General features: G+C 38.2%; 22 protein-coding genes. 12 read left to right on the top strand and 10 right to left on the bottom strand.

Going from position 1 to position 21,289, the window contains the following annotated elements; all coding sequences use genetic code 11:
* Positions 1–131 precede the first annotated feature (131 nt).
* Positions 132–1,004: a D-hexose-6-phosphate mutarotase gene (locus BTO08_RS02325; RefSeq protein WP_105059726.1), complete on the top strand. Its 873-nt coding sequence runs from the start codon at positions 132–134 to the stop codon at positions 1,002–1,004.
* A gap of 37 nt (positions 1,005–1,041) precedes the next feature.
* Here BTO08_RS02325 and BTO08_RS02320 read toward each other — a convergent pair whose 3' ends face one another.
* Complete coding sequence (locus BTO08_RS02320; protein WP_105059725.1) at positions 1,042–1,422, bottom strand: VOC family protein; 381 nt, start codon at positions 1,420–1,422, stop codon at positions 1,042–1,044.
* A 527-nt stretch (positions 1,423–1,949) separates the two neighbouring features.
* Between BTO08_RS02320 and BTO08_RS02315 the strand changes: the two genes are divergently transcribed.
* The 3 genes from BTO08_RS02315 to BTO08_RS02305 all read left to right on the top strand — a co-directional run bounded on the left by BTO08_RS02315 (position 1,950) and on the right by BTO08_RS02305 (position 6,808).
* Positions 1,950–3,884, top strand: a complete 1,935-nt coding sequence (locus tag BTO08_RS02315) for a PrkA family serine protein kinase (RefSeq protein WP_105059724.1) — start codon at positions 1,950–1,952, stop codon at positions 3,882–3,884.
* Between the two features lie 29 nt (positions 3,885–3,913).
* Positions 3,914–5,185, top strand: coding sequence for a YeaH/YhbH family protein (locus BTO08_RS02310; RefSeq protein ID WP_105059723.1), 1,272 nt, complete (start codon positions 3,914–3,916; stop codon positions 5,183–5,185).
* Positions 5,186–5,278: 93 nt separating this feature from the next.
* The gene (locus BTO08_RS02305) at positions 5,279–6,808 is read left to right on the top strand and encodes a SpoVR family protein (RefSeq protein ID WP_105059722.1); all 1,530 of its coding nucleotides are present in this window, start codon (positions 5,279–5,281) and stop codon (positions 6,806–6,808) included.
* Positions 6,809–6,881: 73 nt separating this feature from the next.
* On the opposite strand, the gene BTO08_RS02300 is transcribed toward BTO08_RS02305, so the two are convergent.
* The 4 genes from BTO08_RS02300 to fadR all read right to left on the bottom strand — a co-directional run bounded on the left by BTO08_RS02300 (position 6,882) and on the right by fadR (position 10,014).
* Positions 6,882–7,493: an outer membrane protein gene (locus BTO08_RS02300; protein ID WP_105059721.1), complete on the bottom strand. Its 612-nt coding sequence runs from the start codon at positions 7,491–7,493 to the stop codon at positions 6,882–6,884.
* Positions 7,494–7,643: 150 nt separating this feature from the next.
* The gene (locus BTO08_RS02295; protein ID WP_105059720.1) at positions 7,644–8,132 is read right to left on the bottom strand and encodes a hypothetical protein; all 489 of its coding nucleotides are present in this window, start codon (positions 8,130–8,132) and stop codon (positions 7,644–7,646) included.
* The gene (locus BTO08_RS02290) at positions 8,126–8,971 is read right to left on the bottom strand and encodes a winged helix-turn-helix domain-containing protein (protein WP_242446224.1); all 846 of its coding nucleotides are present in this window, start codon (positions 8,969–8,971) and stop codon (positions 8,126–8,128) included. The genes BTO08_RS02295 and BTO08_RS02290 overlap by 7 nt, the downstream gene beginning before the upstream one ends.
* A gap of 191 nt (positions 8,972–9,162) precedes the next feature.
* A complete protein-coding gene (fadR, locus tag BTO08_RS02285) occupies positions 9,163–10,014 on the bottom strand; it encodes a fatty acid metabolism transcriptional regulator FadR (RefSeq protein ID WP_105059718.1) in 852 nt (283 codons plus the stop codon).
* A 520-nt stretch (positions 10,015–10,534) separates the two neighbouring features.
* Here fadR and nhaB point away from each other — a divergent pair.
* Together nhaB and dsbB are read left to right on the top strand one after the other, a co-directional pair.
* Complete coding sequence (nhaB, locus tag BTO08_RS02280) at positions 10,535–12,121, top strand: Na(+)/H(+) antiporter NhaB (RefSeq protein ID WP_105059717.1); 1,587 nt, start codon at positions 10,535–10,537, stop codon at positions 12,119–12,121.
* 144 nt (positions 12,122–12,265) lie between these two features.
* Positions 12,266–12,781, top strand: coding sequence for a disulfide bond formation protein DsbB (gene dsbB / locus BTO08_RS02275; protein ID WP_105061296.1), 516 nt, complete (start codon positions 12,266–12,268; stop codon positions 12,779–12,781).
* A 69-nt stretch (positions 12,782–12,850) separates the two neighbouring features.
* Here the strand turns inward: dsbB and BTO08_RS02270 are convergent, their stop codons facing one another.
* Complete coding sequence (locus BTO08_RS02270; RefSeq protein ID WP_105059716.1) at positions 12,851–13,258, bottom strand: (deoxy)nucleoside triphosphate pyrophosphohydrolase; 408 nt, start codon at positions 13,256–13,258, stop codon at positions 12,851–12,853.
* Positions 13,258–13,911, bottom strand: coding sequence for an SEC-C metal-binding domain-containing protein (locus tag BTO08_RS02265; protein WP_105059715.1), 654 nt, complete (start codon positions 13,909–13,911; stop codon positions 13,258–13,260). The genes BTO08_RS02270 and BTO08_RS02265 overlap by 1 nt, the downstream gene beginning before the upstream one ends.
* A gap of 243 nt (positions 13,912–14,154) precedes the next feature.
* Here BTO08_RS02265 and BTO08_RS02260 point away from each other — a divergent pair, with 243 nt between their 5' ends.
* The 4 genes from BTO08_RS02260 (at position 14,155) to BTO08_RS02245 (ending at position 18,077) form a co-directional block, all read left to right on the top strand.
* On the top strand, positions 14,155–14,832 hold the full coding sequence (locus BTO08_RS02260) for an NAD(P)H-binding protein (protein WP_045152032.1): 678 nt from the start codon (positions 14,155–14,157) through the stop codon (positions 14,830–14,832).
* A gap of 78 nt (positions 14,833–14,910) precedes the next feature.
* Complete coding sequence (gene dusC, locus BTO08_RS02255; protein WP_105059714.1) at positions 14,911–15,852, top strand: tRNA dihydrouridine(16) synthase DusC; 942 nt, start codon at positions 14,911–14,913, stop codon at positions 15,850–15,852.
* 174 nt (positions 15,853–16,026) lie between these two features.
* Positions 16,027–16,887: a KPN_02809 family neutral zinc metallopeptidase gene (gene ypfJ, locus BTO08_RS02250; protein ID WP_105059713.1), complete on the top strand. Its 861-nt coding sequence runs from the start codon at positions 16,027–16,029 to the stop codon at positions 16,885–16,887.
* A gap of 206 nt (positions 16,888–17,093) precedes the next feature.
* The gene (locus BTO08_RS02245) at positions 17,094–18,077 is read left to right on the top strand and encodes an MBL fold metallo-hydrolase (RefSeq protein ID WP_045129790.1); all 984 of its coding nucleotides are present in this window, start codon (positions 17,094–17,096) and stop codon (positions 18,075–18,077) included.
* A 64-nt stretch (positions 18,078–18,141) separates the two neighbouring features.
* Here BTO08_RS02245 and BTO08_RS02240 read toward each other — a convergent pair whose 3' ends face one another.
* Positions 18,142–18,579, bottom strand: coding sequence for a YcgN family cysteine cluster protein (locus BTO08_RS02240; protein ID WP_080896326.1), 438 nt, complete (start codon positions 18,577–18,579; stop codon positions 18,142–18,144).
* A gap of 272 nt (positions 18,580–18,851) precedes the next feature.
* Here BTO08_RS02240 and BTO08_RS02235 point away from each other — a divergent pair, with 272 nt between their 5' ends.
* Complete coding sequence (locus BTO08_RS02235) at positions 18,852–19,100, top strand: YkgJ family cysteine cluster protein (protein ID WP_105059712.1); 249 nt, start codon at positions 18,852–18,854, stop codon at positions 19,098–19,100.
* Between the two features lie 26 nt (positions 19,101–19,126).
* Here the strand turns inward: BTO08_RS02235 and BTO08_RS02230 are convergent, their stop codons facing one another.
* Together BTO08_RS02230 and BTO08_RS02225 are read right to left on the bottom strand one after the other, a co-directional pair.
* Positions 19,127–19,372, bottom strand: coding sequence for a TIGR02647 family protein (locus tag BTO08_RS02230; protein ID WP_005369066.1), 246 nt, complete (start codon positions 19,370–19,372; stop codon positions 19,127–19,129).
* 252 nt (positions 19,373–19,624) lie between these two features.
* A complete protein-coding gene (locus BTO08_RS02225) occupies positions 19,625–20,497 on the bottom strand; it encodes a Tim44 domain-containing protein (protein WP_198038445.1) in 873 nt (290 codons plus the stop codon).
* 298 nt (positions 20,498–20,795) lie between these two features.
* On the opposite strand from BTO08_RS02225, the gene BTO08_RS02220 reads away from it, so the two are divergent.
* Positions 20,796–21,200 carry an NINE protein gene (locus BTO08_RS02220; protein ID WP_005369071.1) on the top strand — a complete coding sequence of 135 codons (405 nt, stop codon included), beginning with the start codon at positions 20,796–20,798 and terminating at the stop codon, positions 21,198–21,200.
* Positions 21,201–21,289 lie beyond the last annotated feature (89 nt).

Genomic DNA, 21,289 nt, shown 5'->3' with positions numbered 1-21,289 from the left:
TTTAACAAATTAATTTTCATATTTTTTGATATTTTAAAGCGCGAAATAAGTACTTTTTTGCTTAATGTTTAATGCACGAATAAACGCTAAACAAATGAGCACTTCCTGCTTTTAACTTTTAAGGAATGAAGATGAACCTACGTCAACTTTCTACTGTTAACGCTTTATCCGACAACGTCACAGCTTGTGAATATCAAGGGATTAATATCATTCGAGTGATCCACCCTCTTGCTGAAGCTGGAATTTCACTGCATGGTGGCCACCTATTATGGTTTAAACCACAAGGTGAAAAAGACATTATTTGGTTAAGTGAAAAAGCCATTTTTGATCAGTCAAAAGCGGTACGTGGCGGTATTCCAATTTGTTGGCCTTGGTTTGGTCAAGCTGGCACACCATCTCATGGTTTTGCTCGCACATCACAGTGGTCATTATTGGAACACCGTGAAAACGAGAACGGCGTTATTGTCAGTCTAGCACTGGAAGATAATGAAGAAACTTACGCTATTTGGCCACATAAGTTTAAAAACGTCCTAACGTTTGAAATCGGTCAAGAACTCAAAGTAAGCCTGACATCAACGAATACCGACAATCAACCATGGTCGTACAGCGGCGCATTGCATACTTACTTCGATATTGCCAATATTAACGATATTGATATTACAGGAATGGGGCCAAACTACCTTGATAGTACACAGCAAGGTAAAGCGTGTGAAGGTGGTACTACACTAACATTCACCAGCGAAACGGATCGTGTGTATACTCAGCCAGAAGCCACTATCACTATTAATGATAAAAACAATAATCGTGAAATTTTGGTCACTAACGAAGGTCACAATGCAGCTGTAATTTGGAACCCTTGGCAAGCGCTATCCATTAGTATGGGGGATATGGCTGATAATAGTTTTGAAACTATGGTATGCGTGGAATCAACAATCCACCAGCCAAGTATTGAGCTAACGCCAGGACAGTCTCATACTTTAACGACAACGATTTCTAGCCGTTAATTAGAAACTAACCACGAGCAATATAATTGCTCGTGGTTCAAGCATACATTTTTGCAGAAGCTTCAATCAATACCCAGCCATTTCCATCAGGATCATTAAACGTGGCAAACTTACCACCCACTAAATTAACAATACTTGATAATAATACACCACGTTGCTTGAGTTCTTTATGTGTTAGCTGTATGTCATCCGTTTGTACGACTAATCCTTGCACAGTACCAGCTTCCATTCCACCAAATGGCATCACTAAACTGATTGTCGTTTCTGCACCTCTTGGTGCTAATTGCAGCCAACGTTTTTCATTATTCGAACAATGATCTCGGATCAATTCAAAACCAAGTGCATCTCGATAAAACTTCAAAGCCTGATTTTGATCCGAAACCGGAATAGAAACAGTATCGACACGTGAAATTGTCATAAAGCCACCTACCTATACATTTTTAGGACCTCATTTCAGCTTATGTCAGAGAAAGCTGTTTCGTGGAAAAAAAATATCTTAGGCTCAAATACACAAAAAAATTCTCAATAATTGTCCTTCTCTATCAATAATTCAAAAAAAAAACAAATAAAACCAAACAAAGCCAATTAATCAAAACATTAATGCAACACAAAAAAGTTTTATAGTTTTTTGCTTCAACATAAACCCAAAAAACAAGATTCTTCATTAATTACTATAATTAACAGTAGATTTACATATTAACACTAAAAAACAAAAGCATTTTAGCGTCAAAAGCGCTTGCAGAACCCATCCCATAAGAGGATAGTAAAAATATACGGTTAAAAAACATCCAGTTTTAAACCGTTATCACAAGCTATTTTTTATTTAGAAATCATTAACTCAGTACAGCAAATTGATTAGTTCGGTCTAGGCTTACAGTAAGGGATGCAAAAGAGGTTGATTTTCGTCCTGTCTAAATGATCAAAGAACGATTCAGGGGGCATACCATGAGTATTTTTGACCACTATCGTCATCGCTATGAAGAATCCAAGGACGAAGAACTTTCATTACAAGAATTCCTTGATATTTGTCGTAACGATCGCAGCGCCTACGTCAACGCCGCAGAGCGTCTATTGATGGCGATTGGCGAACCAGAAATGATTGATACCGCACAAGACCCATATCTTAGCCGTCTCTTCTCTAACCGTGTCATCTCTCGTTATAAAACGTTTGAAGATTTCTATGGTATGGAAGATGCGATAGAACAAATCGTGTCTTACCTCAAACATGCAGCCCAAGGGCTTGAAGAGCGTAAGCAAATTCTTTATTTATTAGGCCCAGTCGGCGGTGGTAAGTCATCGCTAGCCGAAAAATTAAAAAGCTTAATGCAGAAAGTGCCTATTTATATTCTGACGGCAAATGGTGAGCGTAGCCCAGTTAATGATCACCCTTTCAGTTTATTTGATAAATCAGAAGATGGTGATCTACTTGCCAATGAATACAATATTCCATCACGCTATTTAAATACCATCATGTCACCGTGGGCGGCAAAACGACTCCATGAATTTGGTGGCGATATTACACAATTTAAAGTGGTGAAAGTTCGTCCGTCCATTCTTGACCAAGTCGGTATCGCAAAAACTGAACCGGGAGATGAAAATAACCAAGATATTTCATCGTTAGTTGGTAAGGTAGATATACGTCAACTTGAACATTATTCTCAAGACGATCCTGATGCTTATAGTTATTCAGGTGCTCTGTGTAAAGCTAACCAAGGCTTAATGGAGTTTGTTGAGATGTTTAAAGCGCCGTTAAAAGTACTTCACCCACTTCTTACCGCAACGCAAGAGGGTAACTACAACGGTACTGAAGGGTTATCCGCATTACCTTTCGATGGAATGATCCTTGCTCACTCTAACGAGTCAGAATGGCAGACCTTTAGAAATAACAAGACGAATGAGGCTTTCTTAGATCGTGTTTACATCGTCAAAGTCCCTTATTGTTTACGGGTTTCTGAAGAAATAAAAATCTACCAAAAACTACTTGAAAACAGTGAGCTATCAGCTGCACCTTGCTCACCAAGTACGCTTGAGATTCTTGCTCGATTCACCGTTCTTTCCCGCTTGAAAGAGCCAGAGAATTCAAGTGTGTATTCAAAAATGCGAGTCTATGACGGTGAAACACTAAAAGATACCGATCCAAAAGCAAAATCTTACCAAGAATATCGCGACTATGCCGGTGTCGATGAAGGTATGAATGGGCTATCAACTCGTTTTGCCTTTAAGATTTTATCGCGGGTCTTTAACTTCGATCATTCAGAAGTTGCTGCAAACCCTGTTCACTTGTTCTATGTGCTTGAGCAACAAATTGAACGTGAACAATTCCCACAAGACATTGCTGAAAAATACCTTGAACATTTAAAAGGCTTCCTTACACCGAAGTATGTCGAGTTCATTGGTAAAGAGATCCAAACCGCTTATCTCGAATCTTACTCCGAATATGGTCAAAACATTTTTGACCGTTATGTCAGCTACGCCGACTTCTGGATTCAAGACCAAGAATACCGTGATCCTGAAACTGGACAGCTCTTTAATCGCGAAGCACTTAATAACGAATTAGAGAAAATAGAGAAACCGGCGGGGATCAGTAACCCTAAAGATTTCCGAAATGAAATTGTTAACTTCGTTTTACGTGCTAGAGCAAACAATGCAGGCAAAAACCCCAACTGGACCAGCTATGAAAAACTTAGAACAGTAATAGAGAAGAAGATGTTCTCTAATACTGAAGAGCTACTTCCTGTTATTTCATTTAATGCAAAAACATCAACAGATGAGCAAAAGAAACATGATGATTTCGTCGCTCGTATGATGGAAAAAGGCTATACCCGCAAGCAAGTACGTTTATTGTCTGAATGGTATTTACGCGTACGTAAATCGTCGTAAACCAGCTGCAAATGAGATAAGGGGGAGCTATGGCATATTTTATCGACCGCAGGCTCAATGGTAAAAATAAAAGTACGGTTAATCGCCAGCGCTTTTTACGCCGCCATAAGCAGCAAATTAAAGAATCTATTGCTGATGCGGTAAATAAACGCTCGATCACGGATGTTGATAGTGGTGAAGATATCACTATCCCATCTCGTGATATCCGAGAACCTAGCTTTCATCAAGGTAAAGGTGGACAACGTGATGTTGTCCACCCTGGCAACGACCAATTCACACCAGGCGATCGTATCGAGCGACCGCCGGGTGGCGCTGGTCAAGGTGGGGCTGGTAAAGGAGATGCAAGTCCTGATGGCGAAGGCAATGATGAATTTGTTTTCCAAATATCTAAAGATGAATATCTTGATCTTTTATTTGAAGATCTTGAATTACCTAATTTACAAAAAAACCAAATGAACAAAATAGTCGAGTGGAAAACCTTCCGTTCAGGCTATAAATCACAAGGTGTTCCCGCAAATATTGCCATTGTGAAAACCTTGCAAAATTCATTAGCAAGACGTACCGCAATGACCGCAGGAAAAAGAAGAAAGCTGCGTGATTTAGAGCAAGCGCTCACTTTATTATTTAACACTGAACCTGCGCAACCTTTTGAAGAAGAAAGGATAAAGCAAGAAATCGAGTCATTGAAACAAAAAATAAATAGAACACCATTTATTGATACCTTTGATCTTCGCTATAAAAATTATGAACGCCGACCGCAACCATCAAGCCAAGCGGTGATGTTTTGTTTGATGGATGTATCAGGCTCGATGGATCAAGCCACAAAAGATATAGCTAAACGTTTTTATATTTTGCTTTATCTCTTTTTAAACCGTACCTATAAAAATGTGGATGTTGTTTTTATTCGCCACCATACCCAAGCAAAAGAAGTGGATGAACACGAATTTTTTTATTCACAGGAAACCGGCGGCACCATTGTTTCAAGCGCACTACGTATGATGAACGATATTGTAAAAGACCGATATCGTCCTGAAGAATGGAATATTTATGCGGCTCAAGCTTCTGATGGCGATAACTGGGCTGATGACTCACCCGGTTGTCGAGAGCTATTAGATAAGCATATATTGCCATTTTCACGTTATTACTCATACATAGAAATCACACGACGAGCACATCAAACATTATGGCGTGAGTATGAAGCGCTACATAACAGCCATGATAATTTTGCGATGCAAAACATACGGACTGTAGATGATATTTTCCCAGTATTTAGAGAGCTATTTAAAAAACAAGTAAGTTAATATTTGAAAGCTTACTAAACGATAGTCAGCGATATTGAAATAATATCGCTACTCTTTCTGGCCGGTATCACGCGCTTTAAGGGGATCTTAGTCATGAATACAAAGACAAAAACAAAAACACTCAGCGATGGACCGGATTGGACCTTTGACTTACTAGAACAATACCATGTCGAGATCAAGCGAGTTGCAGAGCACTATCGCCTAGATGCCTATCCAAACCAAATTGAGATCATTACTGCCGAACAAATGATGGATGCCTATTCAAGTATCGGTATGCCCATCAATTACCATCATTGGTCTTTTGGTAAGCGTTTTATTGAAACAGAGCGTGGCTATAAGCATGGGCAAATGGGACTCGCCTATGAGATAGTTATCAATTCGAACCCTTGCATCGCTTACCTAATGGAAGAAAACACCATCACAATGCAAGCCTTAGTAATGGCACATGCCTGCTATGGTCATAATTCATTTTTTAAAGGTAATTACCTGTTTAAAACATGGACTGATGCAAGTTCAATTATCGATTATCTTCTCTTTGCTCGAAAGTACATTACTGAATGTGAGGAGAAATACGGAGTCAATGACGTCGAAAAGCTTATTGATTCCTGCCATGCATTAATGAACTACGGTGTGGATCGTTACAAACGTCCACAAAAAATATCATTAGTCGAAGAAAAGGCTCGTCAAAAAGCCCGTGAAGATTACCTTCAATCGCAAGTTAATTCGCTATGGCGCACCATTCCTGTTCAAGCCGAAAAAGAAACCGTGATTGAAGAAACACGATTTCCTTCTGAGCCACAGGAAAATATCCTCTATTTCTTCGAAAAGCACGCTCCGTTGCTTGAACCTTGGCAACGTGAATTAGTCCGGATAGTACGTAAGATAAGCCAATATTTTTATCCTCAAAAACAAACTCAGGTTATGAATGAAGGCTGGGCGACATTTTGGCACTACACGATTCTTAATCACCTCTATGATGAAGGCTTGGTGACTGAACGCTTCATTATGGAGTTTCTCCATAGTCACACTAATGTTGTTGCCCAGCCTGAATATAACAGCCCCTATTACAGTGGTATAAACCCTTATGCTTTAGGGTTTGCTATGTTTCAAGATATACGTCGAATATGTGAAAACCCTACAGAAGAGGATAAGCATTGGTTTCCTGATATAGCAGGATCTAATTGGCTTGATACCCTACATTTTGCGATGGAAAATTTTAAAGATGAAAGCTTTATTAGCCAATTCTTATCGCCAAAACTAATGCGAGATTTTAAGCTCTTTGCTGTTAACGATGATGATCGTCATAACTATGTTGAAGTGAGTGCAATACATAATGAAGAAGGTTATCGTGCGATAAGAGAAAAACTCTCTTCACAATATAACCTCAGTAATAATGAACCGAATATTCAAGTATGGAATGTTGCTTTGCGCGGTGATCGCTCATTAACACTACGCTATATCCCCCATAATCGGATCCCACTTGCTGATAGCCATAAAGAAGTGATCAAACATCTGCATCGCCTCTGGGGATTTGATGTTACATTAGAAGAAGAATTACCGGACGGACGTACTCAAATCATTGCGACTTGTCCAATTAAGACACAATATAATACTGAGATTTAAATTCTCTATCTCTCGTAAAAAATAACGCCACTGAAATTTTTAATTTTAGTGGCGTTTTATTTATTAGAGTAAATTAAAACTTGTAGGTTGCGCCTAAGTACCAAGAGCCAATAGACATATCATAATCTTTATTCGTCGCTTCAAGTGTATAGAAGTCTGCTTCATAAGCAGTTCGAATACCTAAGCCTGGTACTTGTTGAATCTGATATTCTAAACCCGCACCTAAACGAATTAAACCACCATCATCTTTAAATCCTGGCTCTTTAACAGAAATTTGACCTAAACCAACAAGAGCAAAAGGGCGTAAACCATTATCAAAAGTATAACCCAAGTTTGCAGCTAGGCTGAAAGATTGATGCTCTGTTTTACCTGTGAACTTGTGACCTTTTACTTCTAATGTATTTTTAATATCACCATAGGTCGTGTATTGCGCTTCTAAAGCAACTACGCGGTTAAACTGATAACCAGCAATTAGTTTATAACTTTCACCATCAGCTTTATTTGAATAACTAACTTCGTTGTTATTTTCAAAACTGGGTGTAAGTGATTTATCATAATGAAAATCAGTAGTACCTACACCTGCACCAATATAAAACCCATTATATTTGTTAGATGGGTTTTCAGACGCAGATGCATATGATGACGTTAATGTACCAATAAGTGTCACTAATAATAATTTTTTCATGTTTTTACTTTTTAAACTGCTTTACAAAAGAGGTGCTCAGCTTAGTAAATCATGTCTAAAAAAAACAAACGAAAAACAAACCTTAACTACACTAAAAATAAATAAAAATAAAAAACAAATTAAATCATAAGGATAATTCAAATTTAAATTCTATTTATCCGTATAACAAACCATATCAAACGCTTCATTTTTACTATCCGTGAAAAAATACAATTTATCATCGATTCTTTTATAGCGATAGAATATGCTATAACCCTCATAATCTTTATAGGCTTTATTTAAATTAGAATCATCATGTTCTTTTAATATTCGAACACGATTAAAGTTCAAAGTTAAATGATCTCTAGTTTGTATGTAATCGCCTTCATAATAAAGTTCCATCAACTTAATATCATCACTTCCTTCCTGAGCTTGAATAAATTCATTAATCAAAAAGCTACTTTTAGAGCTAAATGTCAAAATCATACTTTCAGATATATGACTATATTTAGTATATGATTTCGATATAAACCCCGATTTTACTTGGTCGCATACCCAAGTCGTTGATACTAAATTATCTTTATTTGTATATAAGTAAAAAACACCTATAAAAAGAAAAAAGATGATGATTACCAATACTGCATTAATATACTTCAACATATTATTTCTTTACTCTTCAAATAATCATTCAACTGTTTAGAGAACCCACCATTAATATATTTAGACATTCTAAAGTTAAATGTCCTACCATCAGATGTAATTATAAATACAACTACTGCCGTATTATTAGCAATTCTTGTATTATAATAAAATTGTATGAAAACCTTAGATTTACATATTGATGAAACACCTTTCTTTATATCTTTTATAAAGAAAATCTTATCGACTTTATATTTATCAATATTATCGTAATATATATGATTGCTTCCAACGATTAATTCATTGTTATAATTTTTAGTATCAATAAAGTACGGTAATGTACTTATTTTATTATTCGTATAAATAAACATGCTTACTAGCATAATAGTAATAATAAGTAGAAAATAAAAAACACGCTTATTGGAGTAGAGTGGCAGTTGCGTTTCTTTTATCTTGACGTTATCTTTCTCTACAACGACATCCTCTGAAACGTGTTCTAGTATACTGTCGCAACTCTCTTGTTGGTATTTAGAGCTGAAATTTTCTTCTTTTACTTCAAGTAAATAGCCAGACTTACTGACTGTTGTGATCGTAATCATTTCTAAAGCATGCTTAGCTAATACTTTTCTAAGTTTAGAAATCACATTCGTTAAAGCCTGCTCAGATACAATCGTGTCTCCCCAGCACTGAGATAATAAAAACTCTTTTTCTACACACTTACCTTGGTGTGCCAGTAAAAGTAAAAATACATCACTCACACGGGGGGTAAAATACTCAGTCTGTCCATTGTCATGAGTAAGAGTTCGTGTGGAACTGTCGTAGGTTACGGAACCAATTCGGTACACTTCACTGCTTGTCATACTGACCATTTTATTAACATAATTAATCCTTAATTATTAGTTATGCTAACTATACAATCAACTTACAATCGAGTTATTCACCTTCAACTATTCCTATTTACATCAAGATGCTGATTTAAACAGCAGATATACAGACATAAAAAAACCAAGTGCTTAACACTTGGTCTAATATTGGGTGCAGTAATTTTAACTTATTGCTCTTCTTCGTACATGTACTTTGAAATTTCAACACGGTGGCTATACCAGATAGCACCACTTTCACGTCCATACAAACGAATACGATCAGCGACTAATTCTGGCTTGTTTTCATCACAGTATGATTTCATGTCGCGGTAGAAATTTAATGCTAATTCACATGCTTCTGGCTTCATAAAGTAATAACCACCAACACGCGTATAAATTTTACGTAAGCCATTAATAGTTAAAACATAAAGTGTATTACCAGACTTACCCGCCATGCCTTGGAATAGACGATAATCATAATAGTTGAACGCACGAGCTAAACAAATTTCTTCACAAAGCTGTGGATCATCTTTGCCGTATTTATCTACGATTTTTTTAACTTCTTGAATAAGATCAATACGATCATCACTGTTTTCAATAAACTCAGCAAAGCTTGATGCTTTACGAAGCCTTTCAACTGAATCAATGACATGCTGAATTAAAATACCCGACTCTTCTGCGTTACCTTTTACGGCGTAACGCATAAATACGCTACTAATATCAGTTCGAGCAGCAAGAAGATCGGTTAATACACGTTGAACATCCTGCCCATCTAATGTCACTAAGGTATCGAGAATATTTAAACCTGAAGTATCCATGTAGTTATTAACACGCGTTGGCTTACCATGTTGGATGGTTAACCATCCATCTCGCGCTAAACGCTGCAATACTTCACGTAATGTTGTTCGAGTTACTCCAATTAACTCTGAAAGTTCACGCTCAGCAGGAAGAATCGACCCCTGAGGAAAGTGATTATTCCAAATGCTTTCAATAATATATTTCTCAGCAAATGTCGCTGGGCTATCTGCCTTAATGACCATCTAAGTAAAATCCAGTTCGCTTCATGCACTTTATAATTGTACTCATCATACCACTAGTTTCTTCTGAGAAGAAACCTCGCTACTAACTCTGACATGAACATGAAAGAGAAGTATAAAAATACAACGATATTGTTAAACCGCTCACTAAAAAAGAGGGATTATGAATGCATCTAACAATTCCTGTCATATTTTCTGTATACTGTGCGGTTTATAACACTGACATATTCAACTCCCATTTCAAGATGAAAATGTAACGAAATAATTGCATTTTTGTTTAACTTATTGACTAATCCCTCTTAAACGGTAGAGTTATGTAAAGATGAACTGGGAGCGAATGGAAGCTGCTGCCTAAGAAAGTTAAAACATCCGAGAACGATACTCTTGTTTAACTTTGATACCTCAATCTCGACCAATAATCTTTTGCAAGAAGCGACTGATTACCCTGCTGATTGATCAATCAAGGCATTTAGCCGACATCAGATCCATACTATTTTGCGCTAATAATAAAGAGATCCAACACATGGCTATATCGCTAGGGAATGCCTTTATCAAAAACTTTTTGGGTAAGGCACCTGACTGGTACAAAATCGCAATCATTACTTTTTTGATCATTAACCCTATTGTCTTTTTTCTTATTGATCCGTTTGTTGCTGGCTGGTTGTTAGTAATCGAATTCATCTTCACGCTTGCAATGGCATTAAAGTGTTACCCATTACAACCTGGTGGTTTATTGGCAATAGAAGCTGTTGCCATTGGAATGACAAGTGCAGATCAAGTCAAACATGAACTTGTTGCAAATATTGAAGTGCTACTCTTACTGGTCTTTATGGTCGCGGGTATCTACTTCATGAAACAGCTATTGTTGTTCATGTTTACTAAAATATTAATCGGCATCCGCTCTAAAATTTTACTTTCTCTCGCATTTTGTGTGATGGCCGCTTTTCTTTCCGCTTTCCTTGATGCACTAACCGTTATTGCGGTTGTTATCAGTGTAACAGTTGGTTTCTACAGCATTTATCATAAGGTTGCTTCAGGGCAAGATCCTCATTCTAATCATGATCATACCAATGATAATCACGTTCCAGAACTAAGCCGCGATGACTTGGAAAATTACCGTGCATTCCTACGTAGCTTGCTAATGCATGCTGGTGTGGGTACAGCGTTAGGTGGCGTAATGACAATGGTAGGTGAACCACAAAACTTAATCATTGCCGATCAAGCTGGTTGGGATTTTGGTGAATTTATTATTCGTATGGCGCCCGTTACTGTCCCTGTCTTTTTCTGTGGCTTGTTAACCTGTGCACTGGTTGAGAAATTTAAAATCTGTGGCTACGGTGCAGAATTACCTGAAAATGTTCGCCAAATCTTAGTCGACTTTGATAATGAAGAACGTAAATCACGTACTAACCTTGACTACGCTAAATTAATTATTCAAGCAGCAATTGCAGTATGGTTAATTATCGGCCTTGCAATGCACTTAGCTGCAGTGGGTTTAATCGGTTTGACCGTTATTATTTTGGCAACATCATTTACTGGTATCACCGAAGAGCACGCTCTAGGTAAAGCATTTGAAGAAGCGCTACCCTTTACTGCACTACTTGCGGTGTTCTTCTCTATCGTTGCGGTAATCATTGATCAACAACTATTCGCGCCTATTATTCATTGGGTATTAAGCCTTGAAGGTAGTTCACAGCTTACTATGTTCTACATTGCGAATGGCTTACTATCTATGGTTTCAGACAACGTATTCGTTGGTACTGTATATATTAATGAAGTAAAAACTGCACTAACAAACGGTGTTATTAACCGTAGTCAGTTTGATATGTTAGCCGTTGCAATCAATACAGGTACTAACTTACCATCAGTAGCAACGCCAAATGGTCAAGCGGCATTCTTGTTTGCTTTAACTTCGGCTATAGCCCCACTAATCCGTCTTTCTTACGGTCGTATGGTATACATGGCGTTACCTTACACTATTGTACTTGCATCCGTAGGTTTAGCCGGCATTGAGCTAATGCTAGTCCCAATGACAGATTGGTTCTATACCATGGGCTGGATCACTGATGCATCATCAGCCGCTGCAACAATACCGGCACTTGCTCACTAATTCACAATAGCGAAATTGACAGATGATTTACTTATCTATAAAGCTATGATTGAATATTGATGTTAGATTAGTGTCATAACGTATATGAAAACCCTGATAGTTCAGGGTTTTCTTTTATCTTAATTAGTACGTAGAGTATCGATGATGCAATACCTCAATACCTTTTCAAAATCACGTTTAGCATGGCTGCTATTACTTCTTTCTATTGTTATCTTTGAAGGTTGTGCCCTATTCTTTCAACATGTAATGAACCTTGCACCATGTGTGATGTGTGTTTATGAACGTGTCGCGATGATGGGGATCGGTTTTGCCGCTATTGTTGGTCTTATTGCCCCTCAAAATGCCATTTTCCGTTGGATTGGTTTAGCCGGTTGGGGATATTGTGCATACCGCGGTGTTGTATTGGCCTATCAACATGTGGGTTTTCAGTTAAACCCATCACCATTTGCAACCTGTGATTTATTCGTCCGATTTCCAAGTTGGGCGCCAATAAACCATTGGGCTCCTTGGATGTTTGAAGCATACGGTGATTGTGCCAAAATTGTTTGGCATTTCTTAACACTAACGATGCCACAATGGTTGGTTGTTATTTTTGCTGGAAATCTTATTGTTTGGGCAGTCATGGTTATCGCTCAATTCTTCGGTAAGAAATCAGCTTAAGTTAGCAACGAATAAATAAGATAGAAAAAGCGAAGACTAGATTACTAGGCTTCGCTTTTTTGTTAGTACTTACTTCATTAATGCGATTTGTTCTAAGGCAGTTAGAATAGGGTAATCAGCAGGACATAATGTATAGCGTTTAAATTCGTTTAAACTCACCCACACCATAGCTTGATGCGTATTTAATACAATATCCCCTTCACACCATCGAGTTAAATAACCTTTTAACTCGATGACTTTATCACCGTAGTCAAATACGCTATCCGCCAACCATTGTTGTGTTTTAGTTGTGATCGCTAACTCTTCCATAAGCTCACGCTCTAATGCATGTTCTGGTAATTCACCCACTTCAACTTTACCACCAGGAAATTCCCATAAACCACCTTGGCTCGCATTATCTAATCGCTGAGCAAGTAGGTACTTACCTTCTTTCTCAATAACTCCCGCAACAACAACGATTGTTTTAAGCTTTTGCATTAATGTGACTTACCGCAGCACTGTTTGAATTTCTTACCGCTATCACATGGGCAAGGATCATTACGACCAATATTTTTATAAGGGTTAATCGCTTGTGCTCCTGCGCCAATTTGAAGTTGATCAGCAGCCATCATCACTTCAGTTAGCATCAATGGTAGTTGCGAATAAAGCTCACTTGGTGCTGGCATTCCTGTCACGCCCGCTTGCTCCATTTGTTCCAGAGTACCGGCTTCATCAACACATAACATTAGCGTTGTCAGTAATGCTGATAGCATTCGCATTGTGCCATCTGAAATAGACATCTCTTCCCAGTTTGGTTCAATGTAATGCCAAACAGCTAAAAAGCCTTGAGCAAACTGTGAAAGTGCCTCATTTATTTCACCACTTTCTTGCCATTTAAGCTCTACCGGTAATTGGTATTCACCGGCTTTTACTGTGCGATACTGCATTTCAAAGTGATTTAATACGGCAACTTTATCGGTATCTGATAGCGCTGTATCATTACCTTCAGTGACAGCACCAGTTAATAACACGGGTAACCAAATCTCAGGTTCCATTGGTTTCGGGTTTGCATTTGCAGCAAATAACGCGCCTTCAATAAAAGAAGCTGACATGCCATCCCAGCCAGTTGGGAGTGTCATTAATGTATTCATGATAATTTCCAATAAAAGTTTCTACCGCCATTATACCTGAACTCATCCTTTATCTTCATATCATCACTCATTGAGTAGAAGAAACGCAATATTGATTGTTTCTGATAACAATGTAAGTAGTGCTGATTAAAAATTTATTATGCTAATTACTTGATATTTGATGCAGTTCAGCGAAATTAAACATATATTCTGTTTAATTACAGATAAATGTCATCATTTATAATCTATGCGATGGGAATAGCCATGGATAATCACGATTTAAATGCAATCATTGCTGGCGCGAGTGGTTTAGTTGGAGATGAACTCTTACACCAGTTACTTGCCAATAAAAAATTTAAACATATTTATGCTCTATCTCGTCGTGACTTACCGTTTCACAGCAGTAAATTACACCAAATCATTGATCCGCTTCTTCGGATAAATAGCTGGGAGCACGAAACGCCTCAGCCGCAATATGGTTTTATTTGTTTAGGAACGACAAAACGCAAGGCGGGCAGTAAATCAGCACTTGCCGCAGTTGATCTCGATTTGGTAAAAGATGTCGCTACCACAATGAAAAACCTAGGCGTTAAACACATTATTGTCGTATCAAGCCTTGGTGCATCAAGCCACTCTCCTTCCCATTACTTACGCTGCAAAGGAAAAATGGAGCAAGCAATCACTAAGATGGGGTTTGAACACTGCATTTTTATTCGACCTGGCCCTTTAAAAGGTGAACGTAGTGAAATTCGTACTGACGAGCAATTATTGCAACATGTGTTTGATGTGATCAATCCATTGGTTGTCGGTCCTCTAAAGCATTTCTCCCCAATACCTGCGGAGTACGTGGCACGTAGCATGGTAAAAATGGCACTATCTTGTCAGAAACATCAACTTGAGCCAAAAACCATAGTTTCGGGTCATCAACTCCGCACTATTTAAAATCAATGGTGACAAATTAACCCTCTCGCACTAGAATCTTGCCCCTTATATGTATTACCGAGCAGAGCTATAACCACTATGCGAGTTATTTTAGGCCCGATGGAAGGCGTCTTAGACCATTTAATGCGCGAGATGCTGACTGAAATTAATGACTATGATCTTTGTGTCACCGAATTTGTCCGTGTCATTGATAGCCTATTGCCTAGCAGTGTCTTCTATCGCTTATGTCCCGAGTTACGTCAAGGTGGAAAAACACGCTCTGGTACCCCTGTTCGGGTACAAATTTTAGGACAAGATCCTAACTGGATGGCTGAAAATGCGCAGCGTGCATGTTCACTAGGCTCTGCAGGCGTTGATATTAACTTTGGTTGTCCGGCAAAAGCAGTCAATAAAAGTCGTGGTGGCGCAGTTTTACTAAAAGAGCCTGAGCGTATTTATCAAATAGTTAAAGCTTGTCGCGCAGCTGTCAATCCCGTTAAGCCTCTAACGGCAAAAGTACGTTTAGGCTGGGATGATCCTGCCCAATGTTTTGAAATTGCAGATGCTATTGCCCAAGCAGGCGCCGATGAAATGGTAGTCCATGCACGTACTAAAGAAGATGGTTACCGCGCAGAGACTATTAAATGGGATTATATTAAGCAGCTTAAGCAAAGTGTCACTATCCCTATTATTGCTAATGGCGAAGTCTGGAATTATCAGGATGGTCAAGCATGCCTATCTGCCACCAATACAGATGCATTAATGGTCTGTCGCGGCGCGCTTAATTTGCCGAATTTAGGTAATGTCGTAAAACATAATCAACCGCATATGAGTTGGGAAGAAGTACTCGACTTACTTTTAGTTTACTCTCAATTTGAGATCAAAGGTGATAAAGGGCTTTACTACCCTAACCGAGTAAAGCAATGGTTCTCTTACCTACGTCATGAGTACCCCCAAGCCAAATTATTATTTACCGACATCCGCGCCCTAAATAAAGCGGCACCAATCATCGAAGTGCTTCAGCGCGCTCAGCAACAATAACCCCATTTACAGCCCAATCTCATTGGGCTGTCTTCTTTTAACTTCCATCATCATCGAACTTTCCCCATTTATCGCGCAAAAACGGCTCGCTTATTTACCATAAGGAAAATTCACACTTGTGCGTAAATTTAGGCCATTATTTATTGATAAAATTCTGTTTATTAAGGATCCACTATGCGTTGGAAAAACTCCCGCCGAAGTACCAATATTGAAGATCGTCGAGGCCAAGGTTCGGCTCAAGCGGGATTGCCTATTGGCGGTTTACTTCGCTTTATTCCTTTTTTAATTAAAACAAAGATAGGTAGAGTTATTCTTGTTGTCGGTGGCTTATTTTTAGCGTATCAACACTTTACTGGCGGCAACATGATGGGGCTGCAACAATCAGCTACACCTTCTCAACCAATAACTCAAAATGACGAGAATAAACAATTTGTCGCTGCAGTATTAGGCACAACTGAAACCGTCTGGAATAAGATCCTTGATGGTAAATACCAACCGCCAAAACTGGTGCTTTACAATAATGTAACCCAAACAGCTTGTGGCACAGGCTCAGCGCAATCAGGCCCATTTTATTGCCCTGCGGATAAAAAAGTGTATTTAGATTTAAGCTTTATGAACGAGCTTAAAAAGCTAGGCGCCCCCGGTGATTTTGCTTTTGCTTATGTTATCGCTCACGAAGTGGGGCACCATGTACAAAACCTATTAGGCACAAGTACCAAAGTACATAAAATGCAACAACGTAGCAGTAAAGTGGAAGCCAACCGTTTAAGTGTAAAACTTGAACTACAAGCAGACTGCTATGCTGGCGTATGGGGACATTACGTCAATCAACAAGGCATACTTGAGGAAGGAGATATTGATGAAGGCATTAAAGCTGCAAGCTCGGTAGGCGATGACCATTTACAGAAAATGGCAGGCCATGCAGTTCAACCTGACGGTTTTACGCATGGCACCTCAGCACAACGTATTAAATGGTTTAAGAAAGGACTAACAACTGGCGATCCTCGTCAATGTAATACCTTTAACACGTTGTAATTACTTCAATAACTCCCCCACTAAATAGCCTAATAAGCATAGTTTTTTATTAGGTTATTTTTTATTTCAGCTATCTCTCACTTCTTATAAAAATCACTTTGCTCTCAACCGCGTATTTTGTATATATCTCGCTGTATTAGGACTCTTTCAAGTTACGTTTTAGCGTTTAACAGCACTAAAATCATTTCTTATCAGTATGGATTTTTATGAACAAACATTTAATTATGGCTGCACTGTGTTGCTATTCATCGTTCAGTTTTGCTGGGTTTGATGTTATTACACTTGGCGCTAAAGGTGGGATCCAAGACGGCAACCTAACCGCATTTATGCTGAAATCAAACACTGACAACAATTACATAACCTTAGATGCTGGTAGCATTGTCAATGGGCTTATCGCTGCGACCAATAAAGATGCGTTTAGTGACATGGTGGCACCTATATCCAGCCCTTACACCCAAGAAGGTTACATCCTAACCCAGAAAATTCAGGGCTACTTCATTAGTCATGCCCATCTTGATCACATTGCAGGACTTATTATTGCTTCGCCAGATGACAGCAAAAAACCTATTTATGCCCTTCCGTCTGTTCATCAAACTATCAGTCAAGATTATTTTAATTGGAAAGCATGGCCTAATTTTACGAGTCAAGGTGAAGGCTTTAAACTCGGCAAATATGAATTAGCACCACTGACTATCAATCAGTGGTTGCCCGTTGCCAATACCGAATTAAAAGTAAAAGCTTTTCCATTAAGCCATTCAGGCGCAGAATCTACCGCATTCTTATTTAAAAATGCCGCCAACGAAGTGGTCATTTATTTAGGGGATACTGGCCCTGACGCGGTAGAAAAAAGCACGGCGTTAGATACTATTTGGCAACAGATTGCACCGTATATTCAGCAAAAGAAATTAAAAGGGATCTTCATTGAGACCTCTTTTAGCAATAGCACACCAGATAAATTACTATTTGGTCACTTAACACCAAAATGGTTACTCGCAGAATTAGATTCATTGGCAGGCTATGTTGGTGGTGAACAACCATTAAAAGATCTTAATGTGATCATCACACACATTAAACACAGCTTAAAAAAAGGCACTAATCCACAAACCGTTATCGAACAAGAACTCAATGCAGATAATAAATTAGGCGTTAATTTTATTTTCACAGAGCAAGGCGATAGAACGCTGCTTTAAATTATTATAAAAATAAACAAAAAAGGCTCGTTATCTAACGAGCCTTTAATATATACTTTTAAAATCAACGACGTAAGGGATGGTTTGTGATGTGATCTTCCCAATCAATCACATCAATTTCGTACACAATTTTATCGCGTACCGATTCGTTGGCTTTATGCATTGCTTCTTTTGAACCAGTTAGCAGTGGATGCCACTCAGGTAATGGTTTTCCTTCTGCTAATAAACGATATGCACACGTTTCAGGAAGCCAAACAAACTCATCAATACGATCACGAGTCAATTTTAAGCATTCTTCTCCGGACTCAAAACGATTAGGATAATCTTTGCAAGAGCATGTTTTATTATCTAATAAACTACATGCCACATTGGTGTAATAGATATCATCTGTATCATCATCAATAAGCTTATGCAGACAGCACTTACCACAACCGTCACAAAGTGATTCCCACTCCTGATCTGTCATTGTTGCTAAGTCTTTTTCTTGCCAAAAATGCGTCATGATACCTACACCAAATTCACGTTATGCGCGTTAAAACAGCGCTAAATTACAATTTACTATTTTATTATAGCGCGGTGTTTATAGCGATCCTGACGGTAAACTGCAAATTCAAATTACCTATTAATCAACAATGGCATCGAAATGAGAGCTATTATTACTAAGAATAAATAAGGGAAACATCGATATAGCACTAAAATAGATCTTTAATTTTGATCTTATGAATAAGGAGTGATAATTTGCGCTGCCAATTTAAACAATGAAGAGAGTGATTGATGGAATGTCGTCTTGGCTGTGGTGCCTGCTGTATAGCTCCAAGTATCTCATCAAGCATACCTGGAATGCCCAACGGCAAACCTGCAGGTGTCCCTTGCGTTCAACTTAACGAGCAAAATTTATGTAAACTTTTTGGCAAAGCTGAACGCCCTGCTGTATGCCACCATTTTAAAGCTTGCCCTGATGTTTGCGGAAAAACCAATGAGCAAGCTTTAACGATAATTACAGAATTAGAGCAAATAACTTGATCAATGCTCTTTATCTTATGGCTGCGTTATTCTGTCGTTTTCCCCGTCAGAATGCGTAGCGCAATTTTTGCGTTTTCCGCCACCTGATGCCCAGTATGTGTTAAATAACCACCATCAAGTTGAGTAACCAATCCTTTCGCGTATAAACGTTGAGCAGCTGAAACCAATGCTGGATTTGCATCACTATGAACTTTTACCCCTTCCATGTTGCTGTGAATAGGGAATTTCACTAATAGATTCATTTCTTCAACAATATCTTGAGTGTATGGCATAACGACCTCTTATTAGTCTCTATTTAGATCTCAATGTCTAACGACTGACCTATTTAATATCATGAGTTAATACTAGCGGTTACTGGTGATAAAACTAGGTGCCAAGATCAACATCTTACGATCTTTATATCAGTGAAACGCGATCACGCTCATAATTTTAGAACTCTTTTTTCGGATATTTACAACTGTACAAAAAACACCCTAACCTGTTGAGAGATATAAAAAAGCCGCTAATAAAAGCGGCTTTCTAAATTAGGCTTGAATACCAACGATTAACCATGGTGCATTCGGCGTTTTTAAATCTCGCTCTAAATGCCACACATCATTAATATCTTCTTCAATCCCTTCTTGGGTATCTTTATAACGACCAGAGAACTTAATACTTAGCTGTGCAGAATTCGCGTCATAGTCTGCACGTACAAGTTCAGCATCAACGTACATTACTTCAGTATGTTGCTCACCTGAAAGTTTGGCACGTTCAGCTTGTAAATCTGTAAATAACGCAGGTGATACGTATTCTTTGATTTTCGCTAATTCGTTATGGTTCCATGCGCCTTGAATAATACGATAGTGATCGCGAGAACCACTTAAAAATGAATTCATATTAAAGTTAGGCGGTAAATTAAATGGCACATCACTATCGGTTGACTCAAAACCACCATTTTGTGGTTGAGACTGCGAACCTGACGCTTGACGGTATTGCTGTTGTGCTTGTTGTGGCTGCTGACGAGGAGAATTTCCTGCGTAAGATTCACGATGCCCCATCGGAGTGCCTTTGTTCGCACGCATTGCTTTAAATAATTTAAACAACACAAATGCAATCACACCAATAATGAGAATATCCATAAATTGGATACCATCAAATGCACCACCAAAGAAGGCAGCAAGTAAGCCACCAGCAAGTAAGCCACCTAATAGGCCACCCATTAAGCCTTTTTTGCTCGACGACGCAGGTGAGTTTTGTTTACGAATAGTATCTGTTTGTTGTGGCTGTTGTTTTTTCATTGGCGCAGTTTTAAAACTTTTACCAAACGACTTACCACCACCAAATTTCTTTGCTTCAGCATGCGGTGTCGACAATGCGACCACAAACACTAAAGCAAATACGGTAAAAAAGCGTTTCATCATTGTTGAAGTACCTTATCCATGTCCTGTATGCATCGTAGCCATATAATGGAGAATGTCAATTTAAAGCCGTCGCGAAATTGTTACCATTTTTTAACATTTATCGTTGATAATTTCATCATTTTTGAATACAGCACCTAAATATTTTTGTATACTGTTTTTTATTTAAACGACTTATAAAAATATTCTTCATTTTATGGCACTTTATCCATCAAAAGTGGTCTTTTATAAGTAATCAAACGTTAAGTCTTTGTTGTTTATATCTTACGATATTGTCAACACTAACATGGATATTTATATGCAAGAGAATAACACGCACAGTAAAATCATTGGTTATCTACTCTGGATATTCGGCTTTACGGGCGCTCACCGCTTTTATTATGGCAAACCTGTAACAGGAACTATTTGGTTTTTAACCTTAGGTCTATTCGGTATTGGCTGGTTGATTGACTTGTTCTTAATTCCATCAATGAACAGAGAATCAGACTTGCGTTTTGCTAGTGGTGAAATTGATTATAATATCGCTTGGCTACTGCTTACTTTCCTTGGCGTGTTTGGCGTCCACCGTATGTACATGGGTAAATGGATCACTGGGATACTTTATCTTTGTACCTTTGGTTTCTTCCTAATAGGTATTCTTATCGATTTTTGGACGTTAAACGATCAAGTTTCTTTAGAAAATACCAAAAATAAAACTGTATAGCGTTTAATATTGGTGATTTTTGTTGTGACAAGATATCATTTCTGACCTTTAGACATAAATTTGTAACAATTTATTTCTGACATCGAACT

Source organism: Photobacterium angustum (genome assembly GCF_002954615.1).
In the GTDB taxonomy this organism is placed as follows: domain Bacteria; phylum Pseudomonadota; class Gammaproteobacteria; order Enterobacterales; family Vibrionaceae; genus Photobacterium; species Photobacterium angustum_A.
This window is presented reverse-complemented; position numbering and strand designations above follow the sequence as displayed.